Raw genomic sequence first — 16,730 nt, 5'->3', positions numbered from 1 at the left:
CCGGCAATCAAAATAATTTGCACCGGAAAACGTCCGCCGAGTCGTCAAAAACTCGTCACTCGGCATTTTTTCCGGTTTTACGCGTAGCTTTTTTTGCCGCGAACTGCGCTTTCGTCCGCTGCCGAAGATTTTCAATTCCATCCGAATAGCTTTTACTGCGCATCGTCGGGAAGCGGTTTATAAAGCCGGTCAGTTTTTCCTGACGCGCGGAGAACGACTCTATTTTACGCATAAGCGATTCGCTGAATTTGGTTTGTCCGGACTTCGCGCGGTCGCGGACGGCGTCGAACATCTCACTGAGCGAAGACGCTTTTTCCTTGAACCAGGACTCTTCGGCGTACCGTTCTTTAAGCGATTCGGCGAATTCCTTGAGCTTGGCCATATGTTCGTTGAAACCGACCAGACGCTTTACGGTAACGTACAAATCGGCGCAGAATACGGTGCACAGCACACCCGCACACAGCCGGACGGTAAAATCGGAAAACGAAAGAACGAACGCTTCCAAAAACGGATGCACGAAATGGGCGGCCAGCATTCCCATGACGCCGAACGTTACCGCGCCGGTCAGGCACACGCGGCCGTTCAGATTGACTTTGACGTCGGAATAGTCCCACCATTTGGTGTGAAACAGTACTTCAAGTGCCCAGCTGCTTACGTATTCGAGCGCCGTCGTAATGAACATTGCCGCAAAAAACAACGGAATCCAGGTATCGGCCCAGGGCTTCAAAAGATACATGACCATCATTCCGCCGAATCCGTAAATGGGACACAGCGGACCGAACAAAAAACCGCGGTTCACGAACCGGCGTTCCTTTATTGAACAGAAGACGACTTCGCTGCACCAGCCGATAAAACTATACGCCAGAAACAGCAGAAAAAGACGGGATAAGCTCATGGTTTAAATATAAGTACAACAGGCAATAAAAACAAGACCCGAATGAATCGCAGCGCCTACCGCCCCCTCGCTCCGATCCGTTTAATCAGCATTTTCGCAGCGGAATTGATAATGAAAATGAAGAAAATGAGCACCGTTCCCGCGGCGAACGCCTTATCGGTTGAAATTCCTTCGGCGATAATCAGATACACGTGCACGGCGAGCGTCCGTGTCGAATCGAACACGCCGTGCGCAAGATTGTAGCTGGAGCCCATCGTATAGATGAGCGCCGCCGTTTCACCGAGCGCGCGGCCCGTTGCCAGAATGATTCCCGCGGATATCGACGGAAACGCCGCCGGCAATACGACCCTGAAAATCGTCTGTATTTTGGTACCGCCGAGCGCGAGGCTGCCTTCCTGCAGCGAGTGCGGCACCGCTTTCAGCGCTTCTTCGGCAGTGCGGACGACCGTGGGCAAAATCATGAGCGCAAGCGTTAACGAACCAGACAGCAGACAGATTCCCCAGCCGAACCCCTGCACGAAAATCAGCATACCGAACAGGCCGAAGATGATGGAAGGAATCCCCGCGAGCGTTTCCGTTCCGAGCCGCAATATCTGCATAAGACGTCCTTCTTTGGCATATTCCACCAGATACACGGCGGCGAACAATCCCGGCGGCACCGAAAAAAGCAGCGTCAGCACGATCATCATCAGCGTGTTCAATATAATGGAAGATATTCCGCCGAACCGGCCGCCGTCGACCGGCTTTTCAAATATGAACGCCGGCGTCAGATTCACGCCCCGCTCGGTACGGGCAAGCCGCAAACTGTCGATCGAATCGTCGGCGTACCACAGGGGAAGCAATCCTGCCGCACCGGAAACCGTCCGCAGCAGCGCCGTATATTCCGCTGAGTCCGACGCGTACACGTACCGCGCCGCGCCGCCGCCGTGGGCAGAACCGTCCCGTTCGGTCCGTTCAGCCCGTTCGGCGTGAGCGAACAGGGAAGCCAGCTGTTTTTCCGATTCGCCGCTTACCGCACTGTCAAAAAACTGTGCGGATGAAGGCAGAATCACCGTAATCGGCAGGTCTTTTCCGCCCAATTGCTGCCAATTGGTAATACTGCCGGTATATATTTTTTCAATCGAAGATTCGTCTATCGTTCCTATTTTGAAATTGCCGAACAATTCGGTAACGTCGGTATTGCACGCAAGCGCTACGTTCCGGAGCGAAATACGCCGCAATTGGTGCGGAATCTTTTTGGCGAACGCTTCGTATTCTTCTTCGGTTATCAGCACGATTCCGCCGGGATTCGACGCGGCGTACAGCAGCATTTTTTCGACTCCGTCGGATACTTCCGAAAGCCGTCCGATGCCGCCGAAAACCGGCTGTGCACGGGCGGCAGCCTGCGCGGACAGATACGGATATATATCCGCTGCGGAATCGCTGATTTTTTTCCAGTTCGCGTAGCCGTCCGTATAAATGCCGCGCAGCACATCGAAGGTCAGCTCTTTCCGTTTTACCGCCGTATTCGCCAGCGCAACCAAACCGGCCGCCGAATCGGACGTAAAAGACGCCGCCGGATATTCCACGCGGTTTTTATAGAAAAATCCATTGAACAATATGTAGCCTAAAATCAGAAACAGTACGCCAATCGTGGCACCGGCCGAAACGTAGACAAAACTTACGGAGATCCGCTCTGAAAAGCGCACCCGCCGGCGCGCCGGCCGTTTTGCACGAACAATATCCGTTGATTTCATTACAAACTTCCTTTCTGTTCTTTCATGGAGGATTTCAGGACGAGCTGAATTATCAGATTCAGTGCCAAGATGAACACGAACAGGACGATCGCCGTCGTAAACAGCGAGGTCAAATGGGTTCCTTCCGCGTAGGCCATATCGGTGATAATATTCATCGTCAGCGTACGCACCATCGACGAAAGCCCGTCCGGCATGATCGGCGCGTTGCCGCCCACGAGCAGCACCGCCATCGTTTCACCCATCGCGCGCCCCATGCCCAGTACGACGCCGGTCACGATTCCCGACCGCGCGGCCGGCAGCAGTACGCCGATAATCGTCTGCCACTTGGTGGCACCGAGCGCGTACGAACCTTCGCGCAGATCGTTCGGGACGTTTCTGACCGAAACTTCCGTCATATTGATGATCGTCGGCAGCGTCATGATCGCCAGAATGAGCGCGGCGGACAGAACGCTGTAGCCGCTGCCGCCGAACGTGTTCCTGACGAACGGAACGATAAACGAAATTCCGAACAGTCCGTAAATGACCGACGGAATACCCGCCAGCAGCTCCACCGCATTCCGCAAAAAAGCCCCGGCGCGACGGCCCGCCATTTCGGACAAAAAGATTCCGGCGGAAACTCCGACCGGCACCGCTATCAGCAGCGCAAGAAACGTTACGTACAGCGATCCGGCAACAAACGACAGGATACCGAATCCGGGATCCGGATCCCGAGTCGGCGCCCAATCGGTCGAAAACAGAAAATCCGCAGGTGAGACGGACGCAAACAGCGGTAATCCCTGCCGGAATATGAACACGCTCATCAGAATGACACTGGAAATCGAAATCAACGCACACACCAGAAATGTTTTTTCCAAACACCACTCTCCGGCTCTCCGTCTTTTTCTTGCCGATATTGCGTTCATGCTCCGGCCCCCCGTTTACTCGAATCTTACACTCCAAATATAGAAAGCGAACATAAGAAAAGCGTCAATCGTCGGTTAAAAACACGTTAAAAAGCACGCCGTTTTTTTGACTTACATAAAAGATTGCATACACTTAAAGATAACGGCGAAAACGAAACCGTACGGTTCGACGAACGCCCGCAAGAAACCAATCGGAGGTATCGAATGAAAGGAAATCAGAAACTGATAGACATGCTGAACAAACTGCTCGCAGACGAGCTGACCGCCGTCAATCAATACATGGTTCACGCAGAAATGGACGAAAATTGGGGATACGGCAAACTGAACGGCAGCGTTGAAAAACGCGCCATTCAGGAAATGAAACACGCCGAAAAACTGATCGCACGAATCCTCTTCCTTGAGGGAACGCCCATCGTAAGCTCTCTCAACGACATCCGCATCGGCGCCGACGTTCCCAAACAGATCGATTCCGATCTTGCGGCGGAACACAACGCCTGGAAAGCGTACAACGAAGCCGTAAAACTCGCCGCCGACGTCGGCGACAACGCGACCAAAGAACTGCTTGAAAGCATTCTTGCCGACGAAGACAAACACATCGACACGCTTGAAGAATATAAAGACCAGATGACGCAGATGGGCGTCCAACTGTTCCTGTCTACTCAAGTGGAAGGCTGAGCTTCCGCTGCGTATATCGCGGCGAAGGCCCGAACGTGCCTTTCAAGCAGTTCCAACGCTTCGCGCTCCTGTTCGGGCCGTCCGTCGTAACGGGTCAGCAGCAGAAACAGGGGCGCGTAAAAATGTAGCGCGGCGATCTCCGGATCGCCTTTTTTGAACACGCCGGAAGCCATCAGCTGGGAAAACAGCAGCGACTGATACGAAATACTGTCCCGCGTAAATATTTTCCGATATAAATCGGAAATTTCCGAACGGCAATACTGTTCGATCGTAAGCATCCTGCGGAAACGGGCGGCGAACGGATCTTTCAGATAGAACAAAAACACGCGTTCGGACAGTTCGACGAGCGCGTCAGTCGAAAGATTTTTAAAATATTCGGACGTATCGACCTTCGTTGCATCCGCAATGTGAAGCCGTACCGTCAATTCATCCATTTTCGCCGTCATTTGCAGTAAAATCGTGTCGAATATTTCCTGTTTGGTCGAAAAGTGTTTGTAAAGCGAACTGTCTTTTATACCGACGGCGGAGGCGATCTCTTTCACGCTGACGCCGCTGAATCCGCGGCAGGAAAACAGCGTCAGCGCTTCGTCCGTTATGCGCTCTTTCGTCGGCGACTGTGCCGAAGACGAGCGTGCGGGCGCCCCGTCGTACGGACCGGCTGCCGGACAGACGGGAACGGAATCCGGAGAACCGGCCTTTTCACCGGAAACGCCGCTCACCGCGCGCCTCCGTCCGCCAACGCCCGGACTTGTTCCCGCTTGCGGAACAGCGTGCACCCGCCGGTATGCTCTTCAAGCAGCATACCGCTTTCCCGCAATCCGGTAAACAGCGGCGATTTGAGCGCGCCGCGGATACCGGTTTCCGTTACGTCCGTATCCGAATACGGCGAAAACGGACACGGTTCCGCGCCGCCGTACGGATTCACGTGAAAAAAACCGCGGCCGGCGGCAAGGCAGCCGCCCGACGAGTGCTCGTCGCCGGGAAACGAAATGAAAATCATCGCCGCACGTTCCGCCCGAAGCCGCGCGACGTGCCGTTCAAGCGCGGCGCGCTGACCGCCGTTCAACGCCAGATTATCCGTATTTGCCGAAACCGGCACGTATTCCACGTATACGACCAGCCGGCATCCGTTGCATTGCAGTCGCTCCAAAAATTCTGCGGAGGTAACTTCCTCCATATTCGCCGCCGTTACAGTTACCGACGCACCGAACAGTATTTTTTCCGCCGCGAGCAGTTCCATGGCGGCGGACAGCGCGCCGTACGTTCCGCTCCCGCGCCGCCGATCGGTCGTTTCCTTTCCGCCTTCAATGCTCAGCACCGGAACCAGATTCCGATTGCGGGCAAAAAACGCTGCGTACGAAGCGTCGATCAGCGTACCGTTCGTAAAAACCGGAAACAGTACCGACGGACGCCCGGCGGCGCGTTCCAGCACGTCGCGCCGCAAAAGCGGTTCGCCGCCGGCAAGCAAAATGAAACCGACGCCCAGCGATTCGGCTTCAATAAACAGGCGCTCCCAGGTTTCCGCAGTGAGCGGCGTTTTGCCGCCGAAGCGATCGCCGCCGCCGCAATTACCGGTACCGCAGCTGCCGGTACCGTTCGGGCCGCCGTCCGTGCATATCCGGTTTTCACGCGCATAGCAGCCTGCGCAGTGCAGATTGCAGGAATCGGTGATACTCGCAATCAGAAACGGCGGCACGTGTTCACCCGACGACGCGTGAGACTGCCGAAGCGCGGCGGCTTTGCGGCTCGCAGCTGCAAAACCTGCGACAAACGCGCTTTCTTCAGGATTATCGAAAACGGCGCGCAGCGCGTCTTTGACGATACGGACGACGCCGCCTGCAAGATACGAATTAAGATCCGACGGTTCCATGAAATCCTCCGTGTGCGGAAACGTCCGTTCCGCCGAAATCTGAAACATACCGTATATTAGCTAGTAAACGCTAGCCTGTCAATAGCGCAGCGCGTTCCCGACAAAACATAAAAAAGCCGTTCCGGCAGAGAGTAATCCGGAACGGCCGCGAGTGAAACGAACTTTTTCAGCTATACTTTTTTTATATTATTTCGCTTATTTTACCGGAACGAATCCCGCGTCGGAGACAATAACCGAACCGCGGGCGCTCAGCGCGTAATTGACGAACGCTTCTTCAACGGAACCGGCTGCTATCGGGCCTTTCGTGGCAACGTACAGCGCGCGGGAAACCGGATACGTACCGGCCAACACCGTTTTCGAGGAGGCTTCAATGCCGTCGATCAGAAGCGATTTTCCGCCGGCTTTGGTGATTTCACCGACGAAGCCCAGTCCGACGTAGCCGATCGCGCCGGGAGTCGAAGCGACTTTCGCCGCAACTTCACCGTTTTCTTTTGCAACGATCGCGTTTTTGCTGAATTCGGTTTTTGCCGGATCAAGTACGATTTCCTTAAAGGATGCGTACGTTCCCGACGCTTCGTCGCGGTTTATCAGGCGGATCTGTTCGTCCTTGCCGCCGAGTGAGTTCCAGTTCGTGATTTCACCTGAAAAGATTTTGGCCAAATCGGCTTTTGAAACGTTCGCAACCGATACGTCCTTATTGACGACGATCGCGATACCGTCTTTCGCAATAACCGTCGGAACGAGTCCGCCGTCGAGTTCGCTCTGTTTCAGATCACGCGAAGATCCGGCCAAAGAGAGCGTTCCGGCGGAAAGCTGTTTCAGGCCGGTTCCCGAACCGACGCCTTCGTATGAAATTTTCAGATCGGGGTTGACTGCCGTCAAAGCTTCAATAATACCGTTCGCAATCGGCTGAACGGTCGTCGAGCCGCCGAACGTATACGAGCCGGAATAAGTTCCGCCCTGTTTTGCGGACGAGGCCGCGGCGTCTTTTGTTCCGCCGGCAAACGCACAGACCGCGGCGCTCAGCACGGCGGCAGCACACATCATCGTTTTTACTGCTTTCATCATAATCTCCTATACAAAACACCCGTAACGGGCCGGTTTTGTGTTACGGCGCGCTTCAGGCGCCGCACTTCGCTCAAATTCGGGCGAACGTTCCGGATTTTCCGCATCCGCGGCCGGCTCCGTTCGTCTTGCCTAGAATATACTTGCGGTACGTGAAAGAAACGTCAGCGTTCTGTTAAAATTATGTGAAGTTTTTGTCCTTTTACCGTTATTCCGTTATAGAGATGCCGGCTCCGTATTTCCGTTGCGAAACCGATAAAAAAACGGCGGCGCTTCATTAAAAATGCGTTAAACACGATGCAAAAGGATACACATAAAACTTTTTTAAAGTTACAATTCGTATATGAAAATTCTCGTTGTTGATGATGAAATGCCGATCCTCGAATTAGTCTCGTACAACTTGCAGAAAGAAGGTTTTTCGGTAGTGACCGCAGAAAACGGCACGAAGGCGCTCCAGATAGCCCGCAGTGAACATCCTGATCTTATCATACTTGATCTGATGCTTCCCGATATGAGCGGATTCGACATATGCCGAATCCTGCGCAACGATAAAACCACGGCCGTAATTCCGATCGTGATGGCGACGGCAAAAACCGAAGATACGGACGTCGTTTCCGGACTGGAACTCGGCGCGGACGACTACGTAACCAAGCCGTTTTCACCGAAAGTACTGGTTGCCCGCGTTAAAAACATACTGCGCCGCGCTCAGGAAGCGAAGCCGGCCGATACCGCCGCGTCGCCGTTCGACCGATTGCAAACGGTCAGCAGGCATTTCCTCGTCATCAAGCCGGAAAAATTTGAAGTCACCGTGAGCGGCAAACAGGTGCAGTTTTCGGCGACTGAATTCGCAATACTGCTGCACCTTGCCCAGAATCCCGGCCGCGTGTTTTCACGGCAGCAGATCATCAATGCGATCAAAGGGGATTCGTATCCGGTAACGGAACGTTCCATAGACGTGCAGATACTGAGCATCCGTAAAAAACTTTCCGAAGCCGCAGGCAACGATTCGGCTCAGAATATCATAGAAACCGTCCGCGGCGTCGGTTATCGCATGACCGAAGATACCGGAGCATCGGGTGATAAAGCATAAACCGCTTAAAACGTCGTTTTATCTCTTTCTCATAAACGGCCTCACGCTCTGTTTCGGATTTATTTCGTTCATCGTACTCAGTCTGAATACGCTTGAAAAAACGTCCATCAAACAGACGCAGCAAAACCTGCGGACGTTCGCGTATGCGATTGAAAAAATACTCATGCAGAATCAGGCGCCGCTGCCGCAGCTGGACAATCTGGTAAAACAGATTGCGTCGCACGATCCGGGGTTCCGCATTTCCATCATCGCCGAAGACGGCACCGTTTTGGGCGATTCGGACGCCGATCCGGCCATTCTCGAAAACCATTTGCAGCGTACCGAAGTAAGATCGGCCCTTGCCGGCAAGGAAAGCTCGGCGGTGCGCGTCAGCACCGTATACGCCGAATCACTCGTGTACTACGCAATACCGTTTCAGTATCAGAATCGGAACCTTGCGCTGAGGCTTTCCATTCCGGTACGTAAAAACGTGTTTTTTTCATCAACCGTGCGCACGGACAGCATCGTGTCGGCGGTGATCGTACTGCTCATCGTTTTGGTCATTTCGTTCGCAATCGCAGCGCGTATCATCAGCCCGCTGGAAGAACTGGAAAAAGCCGCCCAGCAGTACAAGCAGGGCGACTTCGACTACGTACCGGCGGTGTCTTCTCCCCGTGAATTTTCGGAATTGGCGGAAACGTTCAGCGGCATGGCGCGCACCATTCAAAAAAATATCGAAGACATTTCGCGCAGAAGGGATAAATTCGTGGCGGTGTTTTCCGGTATTACCGAAGCGCTCATCCTGTTCGACGAATCGTTCCAAATTCAGGAAATGAACGACGCGGCGCGTGATTTTTTTTCCGTTCCCCAAAACGCGCCGCTGCCCGAAAACAAGTCGCTGATCGCGGTGCTGCGGAACACGGATATCATCAATTTTATCAAGGACACCGTCCACGGTTCCGGCAAAAAAAACAAAACCGAAATAGAAACGCAGCTGCTGTCTTCAGGCTCGGCAGACAGTGAACGGAACGGCACCCGGTCGGTACTGGTTCGCTGCGTAACGATCAAAACGACCGTGCAGCCGGACAGCAAATTCCTTTTGGTAATCACCGATATTTCGCGGCTCAAACGGCTCGAACGGGTGCGAAAGGATTTCGTTGCGAACGTTTCGCACGAACTGAAAACGCCGATAACCTCCATCAAGGGATTTATAGAAACGCTGCAGGACGGCGCGCTGAACGAACCGGAAACCGCGAAACGGTTCCTTTCCATTATGGATCAGCAGTCGACGCGGCTCATAAATATAATAGAAGATCTGCTGACGCTTTCAAAACTCGAACAAACCGGATTTACGCTCGCAACGCAGCAAACGACGGTTCAGGAATGCGTTGCGGACGTGCTGCTGAGCCAGCAAATCGCCGCCGATGCAAAACACATTGCGTTCCGCCAAACGTACGTGCCGGAAAACGAACCCATACGCATAGCGGTGAACGAGGGCCTTTTCGAGCAGGCGCTGGGGAACATCGTCAACAACGCGGTCAAATATTGTCCCGACGGCTCTACCGTTTCCGTCAGCGCGGAACGGATTCCCGCGCAGGAAGGCACGGCGGCACGGCGCTACCCTGCCGTCAAAATCGTCATAGAAGACGACGGGGCGGGTATTCCCGAAGAATACCGGAAGCGCATCTTCGAGCGGTTTTTCCGTGTGGATAAAGGACGCAGCCGGGAAACCGGCGGAACGGGATTGGGGCTGTCGATCGCACGGCATATCGTGGAACTGCACGGCGGAACCATTCGCGCCTGCGGCCGCCCCGGCGGAGAACCGGGTGCGTGTTTTGAAATCACGCTGCCCGACCGCAGCACCGAACCGGCGGTTTCATAGGTTGTAGATTGCGCACCGCAAACGTGCTATACTCGGCCTCATGAAACTTTCTGCTATACCGGTATTGTCGCAGACTAAGGTCGGCGAACAGGACGCAGCGCTGCTGCTTATCGTTTATTTTGCGTTTTTTACCAGCGGCATGATGAGCACGCTGCTGGGCGCCGTGCTTCCCGCAATGACTGAAGAATACGGGCTGAATTACGTACTCGGCGGCATGATGCTTTCCGCTCATCAAATCGGAAACCTGGCGGCCGTACTGATCGCGGGATTTCTGCCGTATATTATCGGACGGAAAAAATCGACTGTTGGGCTGTGCACCGGTATCGTGATCGGGTTGGTTCTCACGACACTTACCGGCAACCCCGTTCTGCTTTTGATCGCGTTCGGCGCAACCGGCGTCGGGCGCGGCACGATGAGCAATATCAGCAACGTAATCGTTTCCGAAACGACCGGAAACAAAACCGCCGGGCTGAACCTGCTGCACGCCTGCTTTGCCGTCGGCGCGCTCATCGCGCCCGTCGTTACGATCGCCGCGTCGGCGGTGCTTCCTCACGGCTGGAAATTCGCCGTATACGTCGTCGCGGCGTTTGAAGTGGCGGCGCTGATCTGTTTGGCAGGATCTAAACTTTCAAACACACCGCCGCTCAGACATCCGGCGCGTACGAGCGCGCGGCCGGCTGCTGACATTCAAACTTCGGCTGACACGTACGCACACGGTTCGGCTGACACCCGCGCACCGGAAAGCGGACGGACAGCGGATACCGTTCCGTTCTTTAAATCGTACCGGTATTGGCTTAACACGATGCTCCTGTTTTTCTATTTATGCGGAGAATCGGCAATCGTCGGCTGGCTCGTAACTTATTTCAAAGACAGCGGCCTTATGGGACAGGCTTTCGCGCAAAGCACGTCGACGTTTTTATGGATCATGATCATGGCGGGCAGATTGTTCTGCGCATCGATTTCGGGAAAAACGAACCGAAACGTCCTCATTCTGATTTTGGCCGCGGCGCAGACGGTGTTTTTCATACTGATGATTTCCACGCGGAATATGGCGCTCATCATTACCGGCCTTTTGGGAACGGGATTGAGCATGTCCGGCATTTATCCGACTACGATGTCCACGATGCCGCAGCAGTATTTGTCTTCCACCGTGGCAACGGGAACGTGCATCGCCACGGCCACGATCGGTGCGATTCTGATGCCGATTATCGTCGGCGCCGTTGCCGAAACGGCGGGTATTGCCGGCGGTATTGCCGCCATATCGTTCGCGCTTGCAATCATGCTGCTGTTGGCCGCCGTCAAAACGATCACTTCCCGCCGCTGTAATTTTGCGGAAAAAACGGGGTTTTGAAAGTATGAGTAAAATACTTGTTATAGAAGACAATAAAAATCAGCTTGAAGCGCTGACCGACCGGCTGAAAGCGGAGGGGTACGACGTACTGTCCGCCTCGGACGGTACGACCGGCGCGCAGCTGCTTGCCAAAAACATATGCAGCTTGGCGCTGATAGACATCATGCTTCCCGGAAAAAACGGATTCGACATCATCACCGATTACCGGCGCGCCGGCGGCAGCGTTCCGGTCATATTCGTCAGCGCAAAATCGGAACTCACGGATAAAGTGTCCGGCCTCCGATTGGGAGCGGACGACTACGTGACGAAGCCGTACGATTTTCCCGAACTGATCGCCCGCATAGAAGCGCTCCTTCGCCGCACCAAAACGCAAACGGAAACGGAGGACTCTCCCGCCGAACTCGACTATACCGATGAAAACGATTACGTGTTCGGTCCGTTCAGACTGGTTTTCAAAAAAGTACAGCTTTTAAAAGACGGAAAACCAGTACCGCTTTCGCTCATGGAATGCAAACTGCTCATGTATCTGGTCGTACACCGCGGAGAACTGGTAAAAACAGACACGCTCATGGAATACGTGTGGGGTTACGAAACGGCCGCCGCATCCGGAACGCTGTACACGCATATTTCGTGGCTCCGCAAAAAACTGAAAACGCCGCAAGTCCCCGGCGGTTATATCGAAACGGTCAGGAACATCGGCTATATTTTTTCCGGTCAGTAAATGAAAAAAGCCGGGACTGTCCTGAAAATCGGACGCCTCGGCTTTCGGAAAGCGGAACCGTTCACACCGGAAACCGCACGCGCTTGTTCAGCGCAAGCGATTCCGGCGTAAGCTGGTCCGCCGCGCACCGCATTATAAATCTTTCGGTGCGTACAGATCTTCATCCACTTCTTTTCCGTAGGAAACGGTCCAGGAAAACGGTCCGTACGTCGTAGTTACGGTTTCAACGACACCTTCCTGCAGATACGGTTTCAGCGCGGCGGCGGCAACGGCGCGCAGTTCCGATTCGTTATCGGCATATACGCTGCGGATCTTATTGCGGTACGCGACCGGCATCGATTCAAGCGTCGTTCCGACGGAAGCCGTATCCAGTCCGTGATCGGCAAACCAGTCCACGATAGCTGCGGGCGGATCCACCACCAGCGGCATCACCGGCGTACCCAGCCCTTTTACCGACGCGCTCAAATATACCGGTGCGGAATCCGCAGAACCGGACGCAAACGCTCCCACACTTACGACGGCGGCCAATAACACGGTAACGATCATTTTCTTTGCTTTCATAATAGTACACTCCTGTATGTTGTTTCGTTAGCAAACTTTCCGTTCGCCTTACGGATATAACATACTCAAGTCCGGCGGTTTGTACCTTAAAAGTATCTGAAATCCATCTGAAATGCATTCTAAATGATGTTTAAAACGCTGAACGATTTCTTAAAACGGAGTATGATATACGTATGAAACACTCGAAAACAATCGTTTTAGTTGCGCTGCCGGCGACGCTCATACTCGCCGTCGTCGTACTGTTCATCATGCAGATACGATTCACGCTGGGCCAGTATCGGGCGGAACTCGGTTATTTGACTGACGAAGTAACACGCAACACGACGCAGACGGCTTTTATGATAGAAGACGAACTGCTTTTGCTGCCGGTACTCGCAAAAATGAGCGGAAAAACCGATTCGCAGGATATTTCATATGAACAAGTCGCATCGAACGTATCGAATGCAGTCAAATTCTGGAATAAACACGCGATCGTTTCGGAACTGTTTTCCGCGATATATCTGTATGCAAAAAACAGCCTGACGGAAAGCGGTGCGGCAACGCTGCAGCTCTGGGACGGAACGGGATTCGCCGGCGCACCGCCGACTCAGACTCGGATCATTACGGATATGCTCGACTCGGTTCTGCAAAGCAAGCCCGAAATCGCGGATCTTTGGTACATTTCATCTCCCGATATAGGCGAATTGATCGTTTCGCCCATAACGACGGAAGAGTCGGATTATGTTCTGATATCCCAAATCGATTCGACCGTTCTTTCTTCAAAATTGATTCCGATTCTTACCGCCAAGTTTTTTACCGGTGATTCGTCGTACCGAATTCGCGTGTACGATGAAACGACCGGCAATCTTATCTATACGAATGAAAAATCCTACAATCCGGCACATTTTACCGATCCCGATTTTTCATACCGGCTTTTCGGCAGCGACCGGCAGAAAAACGGTGCGTTCAACAGGATCAATCCGTCGTGGGATTTGCCGATTGAACTGTTTTCGCTCAAACAGGAAAACGAAATCGCCGGATTGCGCAGCCATATGCGCACGAAAGCCGCCTTCAACGACGATTTTTCGAGCGGTATCAAACCGTTTCCGTACAATTTGACACTGGAAGTCGTTCATAAAGACGGTTCGGTTCTGTCCGCTGCCAAAAAGGCGGCGGCGCTGAACATGACGCTTTCTTTCATTGCGTTCATCATACTGACTGCGGGAATCGGAATTTTGCTGCGGAACATGGCGAAGGCACAGAACCTGGCGGATCGGCAGCAGGAATTCATTGCGTCCGTAACGCACGAACTGAAAACGCCGCTGACCGTTATTTCGTCTTCCGCGCAGAACATGGCCGACGGCATCATAACCGACGCCGAAAAAATCAGGAAATACGGAAAAATGATCTGCACGGAAAGCGAAAAACTCAGGAATTCCATTGAATATTTTCTGCTGTACGCAAAAATGAACACTGCGGCAAAACTGCCGTGCAGGGAATGCAATATCGGTACGCTGCTGGAATCCGTTGCAGCGCTGCTTGCGCCGGCGGCACGCGAAGCGCAGATGCGCGTCGAACTGTCGCTGCCGCCGCAGGAGCTGTCCGTCGGCTGCGACGAAAACGCAATCAGGAGCGTTTTCCGCAATCTTGCCGAAAACGCAATAAAACACGCCGCGGCGGGCCGCTATCTGCACATAGAAGCCTCCCGGGAACAGGAGTTCGCCGTAGTTCGGTTTACGGATCGCGGAGGCGGCGTTCCCCGCAAAGAACGCAAGCGGATCTTCGACGCGTTTCAGCGCGGCAACGCGGCCGTTGAAAATCAGACGGAAGGAAGCGGTATCGGACTCAATTTGTCGCGGCGCATCGTAGCGCTGCACGGCGGCTCGCTTGAGCTCGAATCGAGTTCGTCCCACGGCAGCGTCTTTACGGTCAGGCTCCCTTTGCAAAGGTCGTAAAATCGGATATACTGATAAGCTGCTGTATACGGAGGCCATTCAATGAATACTGAAAAATCGAAAGTATACGTTACATCGTTCAGAACGACGCAGACGGAAAATCTGCTACAGAAATTGCGCCGGCTCGCGATCACCGCCGGTATGAAAACCATCGATTTTACCGACAAGTACGCAGCGATAAAAATACATTTCGGCGAGCCGGGCAACCTCGCGTTTTTGCGGCCCAATTATGCGAAAGTCGTTGCGGATCTGATTAAAGAACTCGGCGGAAAACCGTTTTTGACCGACTGCAACACGCTGTACGTGGGCGGCCGCAAAAACGCGCTCGACCATATGGACGCCGCGTATGTGAACGGATTCAGTCCGTTTTCCACCGGATGCCACGTCATTATCGGCGACGGGCTGAAAGGTACCGACGAAGCGTACGTCGATCTAAGCGACGGAGAATACGTAAAACAGGCCAAAATCGGACGCGCCGTTATGGATGCGGATATTTTCATCTCACTGACGCACTTCAAAGCGCACGAAGGAACCGGATTCGGCGGCGCCATTAAAAATATCGGCATGGGCTGCGGTTCGCGCGCCGGTAAAATGGAAATGCATTCGAGCGGAAAACCTTCAGTCACGCAGGAAGCGTGCGTCGGCTGCGGTATGTGCCGGAAAAACTGCGCACACGGCGCCATCACGATTGAAGCGAAAAAAGCTTCCATAAATCACGATAAATGCGTCGGCTGCGGCCGCTGTATCGGCGCATGTCCCAAAGACGCCGTTCATCCCGGAGCCGATCATTCCGGCGACGTTCTCAACTGCAAAATGGCCGAATACGCGGCGGCAGTGCTGCGCGGGCGGCCGCATTTTCATATAAGCCTTGTTATGGACGTGTCGCCGTTCTGCGATTGTCATGCCGAAAACGACGCGCCGATCGTGCCGGACGTAGGTATGTTCGCGTCGTTCGATCCGGTTGCACTCGATCAGGCGTGCGCCGACGCGGTGAACGCCCAGCCGGTGCTCGAAGGTTCGTATCTGGATGAAAAAGAGCACACGCACGGCGATCATTTCTGCGACATCCATCCTTCCACCAATTGGAAAACGCAGATCTCCCACGCGGAAAAGATGCACCTCGGCACCAGAAAATACGAGTTGGTGCATATCTGATAAAGCCAAAAGACGTTTTCAGTACAAGGAGAAAGAAGTGTTGAGGATTGAAAATTACATGAATCGCAAAAGATTTAATGAACAGTATGAAGAAATATATCAGTTCCTGACAGAAGCATCTGATTACGGATATAACGAACACTTCCATTGGGGACGATTTGAATGGATGATGAATCATTCAATGCTTGATGAAGAAAAACTTGAAAAGATTGCCATATTCAGAGACAGCAAAGAAAAAATCATAGGAATGATACTATATGATACATCATATGAAGATAGAAATTATCTGATCCATTTAGGAGATGATGAAGAATTATTAAGGAAAATGATAGAATATCTTTTGAAAAACGACGAGTATAATGTAAAGATAAATGAAAAAGATAAATTCATGATAACCATTTTGCCAGAGTACGGTTTTATAAAAAAGAATCTTGAAGAAAAACTGTTGGAAATTAAACTGAACAGAAAGTTTGAGTATCAATTACCCAAAGACTTTACAATCAGTTCAAGGAATTTCGATATCGATAATTGGAAATATCAAATAGCAATTCATAGGGGGTTTGATCACGACGGACTTCCTGCCAAACGGGAACGTTCGTTTTTCAGCCCTTCCCCGAATTATGATGAAGAATTGAAAATATTCATATTTGACAAGGATGACTATTGCGCACATTGTGGGATATGGTATACGAAAGGCAGAAGTGCATATATAGAACCTGTTGTAACGATACCTCGTTGCCGAAATCTTGGACTCGCAAAAGCCGCCGTTTATGAAGGATTAAACAGGGTACGAGAGTCGGGAGCAGAACGGGCAATTGTTCTTTCAGATCAAGAGTTTTATCACAAAATAGGGTTTGCAGAATCTTCAGGGTTTTATTGTTGGAGAAAAAACAAAAATACTTGCCGATAATTAC

At 52.7% G+C, this 16,730-nt stretch carries 15 protein-coding genes; 8 read left to right on the top strand and 7 right to left on the bottom strand.

The window, feature by feature from the left end; translation table 11 throughout:
* Positions 1-55 precede the first annotated feature (55 nt).
* Genes TREBR_RS00845 through pstC form a run of 3 tightly spaced genes read right to left on the bottom strand, consistent with a single transcriptional unit; the run spans position 56 to position 3,485 of the window.
* On the bottom strand, positions 56-895 hold the full coding sequence (locus TREBR_RS00845) for a putative ABC transporter permease (RefSeq protein WP_013757345.1): 840 nt from the start codon (positions 893-895) through the stop codon (positions 56-58).
* A 56-nt stretch (positions 896-951) separates the two neighbouring features.
* Positions 952-2,631, bottom strand: coding sequence for a phosphate ABC transporter permease PstA (pstA, locus tag TREBR_RS13350; protein WP_013757344.1), 1,680 nt, complete (start codon positions 2,629-2,631; stop codon positions 952-954).
* The gene (gene pstC / locus TREBR_RS00835; RefSeq protein ID WP_245523723.1) at positions 2,631-3,485 is read right to left on the bottom strand and encodes a phosphate ABC transporter permease subunit PstC; all 855 of its coding nucleotides are present in this window, start codon (positions 3,483-3,485) and stop codon (positions 2,631-2,633) included. The genes pstA and pstC overlap by 1 nt, the downstream gene beginning before the upstream one ends.
* 252 nt (positions 3,486-3,737) lie before the next feature.
* Here pstC and bfr point away from each other — a divergent pair, with 252 nt between their 5' ends.
* On the top strand, positions 3,738-4,208 hold the full coding sequence (gene bfr, locus TREBR_RS00830; protein WP_013757342.1) for a bacterioferritin: 471 nt from the start codon (positions 3,738-3,740) through the stop codon (positions 4,206-4,208).
* Here bfr and TREBR_RS00825 read toward each other — a convergent pair.
* The 3 genes from TREBR_RS00825 to TREBR_RS00815 form a co-directional block, all read right to left on the bottom strand.
* Positions 4,193-4,927: a TetR/AcrR family transcriptional regulator gene (locus TREBR_RS00825; RefSeq protein ID WP_013757341.1), complete on the bottom strand. Its 735-nt coding sequence runs from the start codon at positions 4,925-4,927 to the stop codon at positions 4,193-4,195. The two genes, bfr and TREBR_RS00825, sit on opposite strands and share 16 nt — an antisense overlap.
* The gene (locus TREBR_RS00820; RefSeq protein ID WP_245523722.1) at positions 4,924-6,126 is read right to left on the bottom strand and encodes a radical SAM protein; all 1,203 of its coding nucleotides are present in this window, start codon (positions 6,124-6,126) and stop codon (positions 4,924-4,926) included. Before TREBR_RS00820 ends, TREBR_RS00825 begins: the two co-directional genes overlap by 4 nt.
* 147 nt (positions 6,127-6,273) lie before the next feature.
* The gene (locus TREBR_RS00815) at positions 6,274-7,143 is read right to left on the bottom strand and encodes a phosphate ABC transporter substrate-binding protein (protein WP_013757339.1); all 870 of its coding nucleotides are present in this window, start codon (positions 7,141-7,143) and stop codon (positions 6,274-6,276) included.
* Between the two features lie 343 nt (positions 7,144-7,486).
* Here TREBR_RS00815 and TREBR_RS00810 point away from each other — a divergent pair, with 343 nt between their 5' ends.
* Genes TREBR_RS00810 through TREBR_RS00795 form a run of 4 tightly spaced genes read left to right on the top strand, consistent with a single transcriptional unit; the run spans position 7,487 to position 12,166 of the window.
* Positions 7,487-8,233, top strand: coding sequence for a response regulator transcription factor (locus tag TREBR_RS00810; RefSeq protein ID WP_013757338.1), 747 nt, complete (start codon positions 7,487-7,489; stop codon positions 8,231-8,233).
* Complete coding sequence (locus TREBR_RS00805; RefSeq protein ID WP_013757337.1) at positions 8,220-10,094, top strand: HAMP domain-containing sensor histidine kinase; 1,875 nt, start codon at positions 8,220-8,222, stop codon at positions 10,092-10,094. The genes TREBR_RS00810 and TREBR_RS00805 overlap by 14 nt, the downstream gene beginning before the upstream one ends.
* 40 nt (positions 10,095-10,134) lie before the next feature.
* Positions 10,135-11,445 (top strand): MFS transporter, encoded by a 1,311-nt coding sequence (locus TREBR_RS00800; RefSeq protein ID WP_013757336.1) that lies wholly within the window; start codon positions 10,135-10,137, stop codon positions 11,443-11,445.
* A gap of 4 nt (positions 11,446-11,449) precedes the next feature.
* Entirely contained in the window at positions 11,450-12,166 is a 717-nt protein-coding gene (locus tag TREBR_RS00795; protein WP_013757335.1) for a response regulator transcription factor, read from the top strand.
* A 132-nt stretch (positions 12,167-12,298) separates the two neighbouring features.
* Here TREBR_RS00795 and TREBR_RS00790 read toward each other — a convergent pair whose 3' ends face one another.
* A complete protein-coding gene (locus TREBR_RS00790) occupies positions 12,299-12,727 on the bottom strand; it encodes a hypothetical protein (protein ID WP_013757334.1) in 429 nt (142 codons plus the stop codon).
* 173 nt (positions 12,728-12,900) lie between these two features.
* On the opposite strand from TREBR_RS00790, the gene TREBR_RS00785 reads away from it, so the two are divergent.
* Genes TREBR_RS00785 through TREBR_RS00775 form a run of 3 tightly spaced genes read left to right on the top strand, consistent with a single transcriptional unit; the run spans position 12,901 to position 16,726 of the window.
* Positions 12,901-14,661, top strand: a complete 1,761-nt coding sequence (locus TREBR_RS00785) for a sensor histidine kinase (protein ID WP_013757333.1) — start codon at positions 12,901-12,903, stop codon at positions 14,659-14,661.
* A gap of 42 nt (positions 14,662-14,703) precedes the next feature.
* Positions 14,704-15,816 carry a DUF362 domain-containing protein gene (locus TREBR_RS00780; RefSeq protein WP_013757332.1) on the top strand — a complete coding sequence of 371 codons (1,113 nt, stop codon included), beginning with the start codon at positions 14,704-14,706 and terminating at the stop codon, positions 15,814-15,816.
* A gap of 58 nt (positions 15,817-15,874) precedes the next feature.
* The gene (locus TREBR_RS00775) at positions 15,875-16,726 is read left to right on the top strand and encodes a GNAT family N-acetyltransferase (protein WP_215904826.1); all 852 of its coding nucleotides are present in this window, start codon (positions 15,875-15,877) and stop codon (positions 16,724-16,726) included.
* Positions 16,727-16,730 lie beyond the last annotated feature (4 nt).

It is taken from the genome of Treponema brennaborense DSM 12168, assembly GCF_000212415.1.
In the GTDB taxonomy this organism is placed as follows: domain Bacteria; phylum Spirochaetota; class Spirochaetia; order Treponematales; family Treponemataceae; genus Treponema_F; species Treponema_F brennaborense.
The sequence above is the reverse complement of the archived record's forward strand: the minus strand, read 5'-3'. Positions and strand labels throughout refer to the sequence as shown.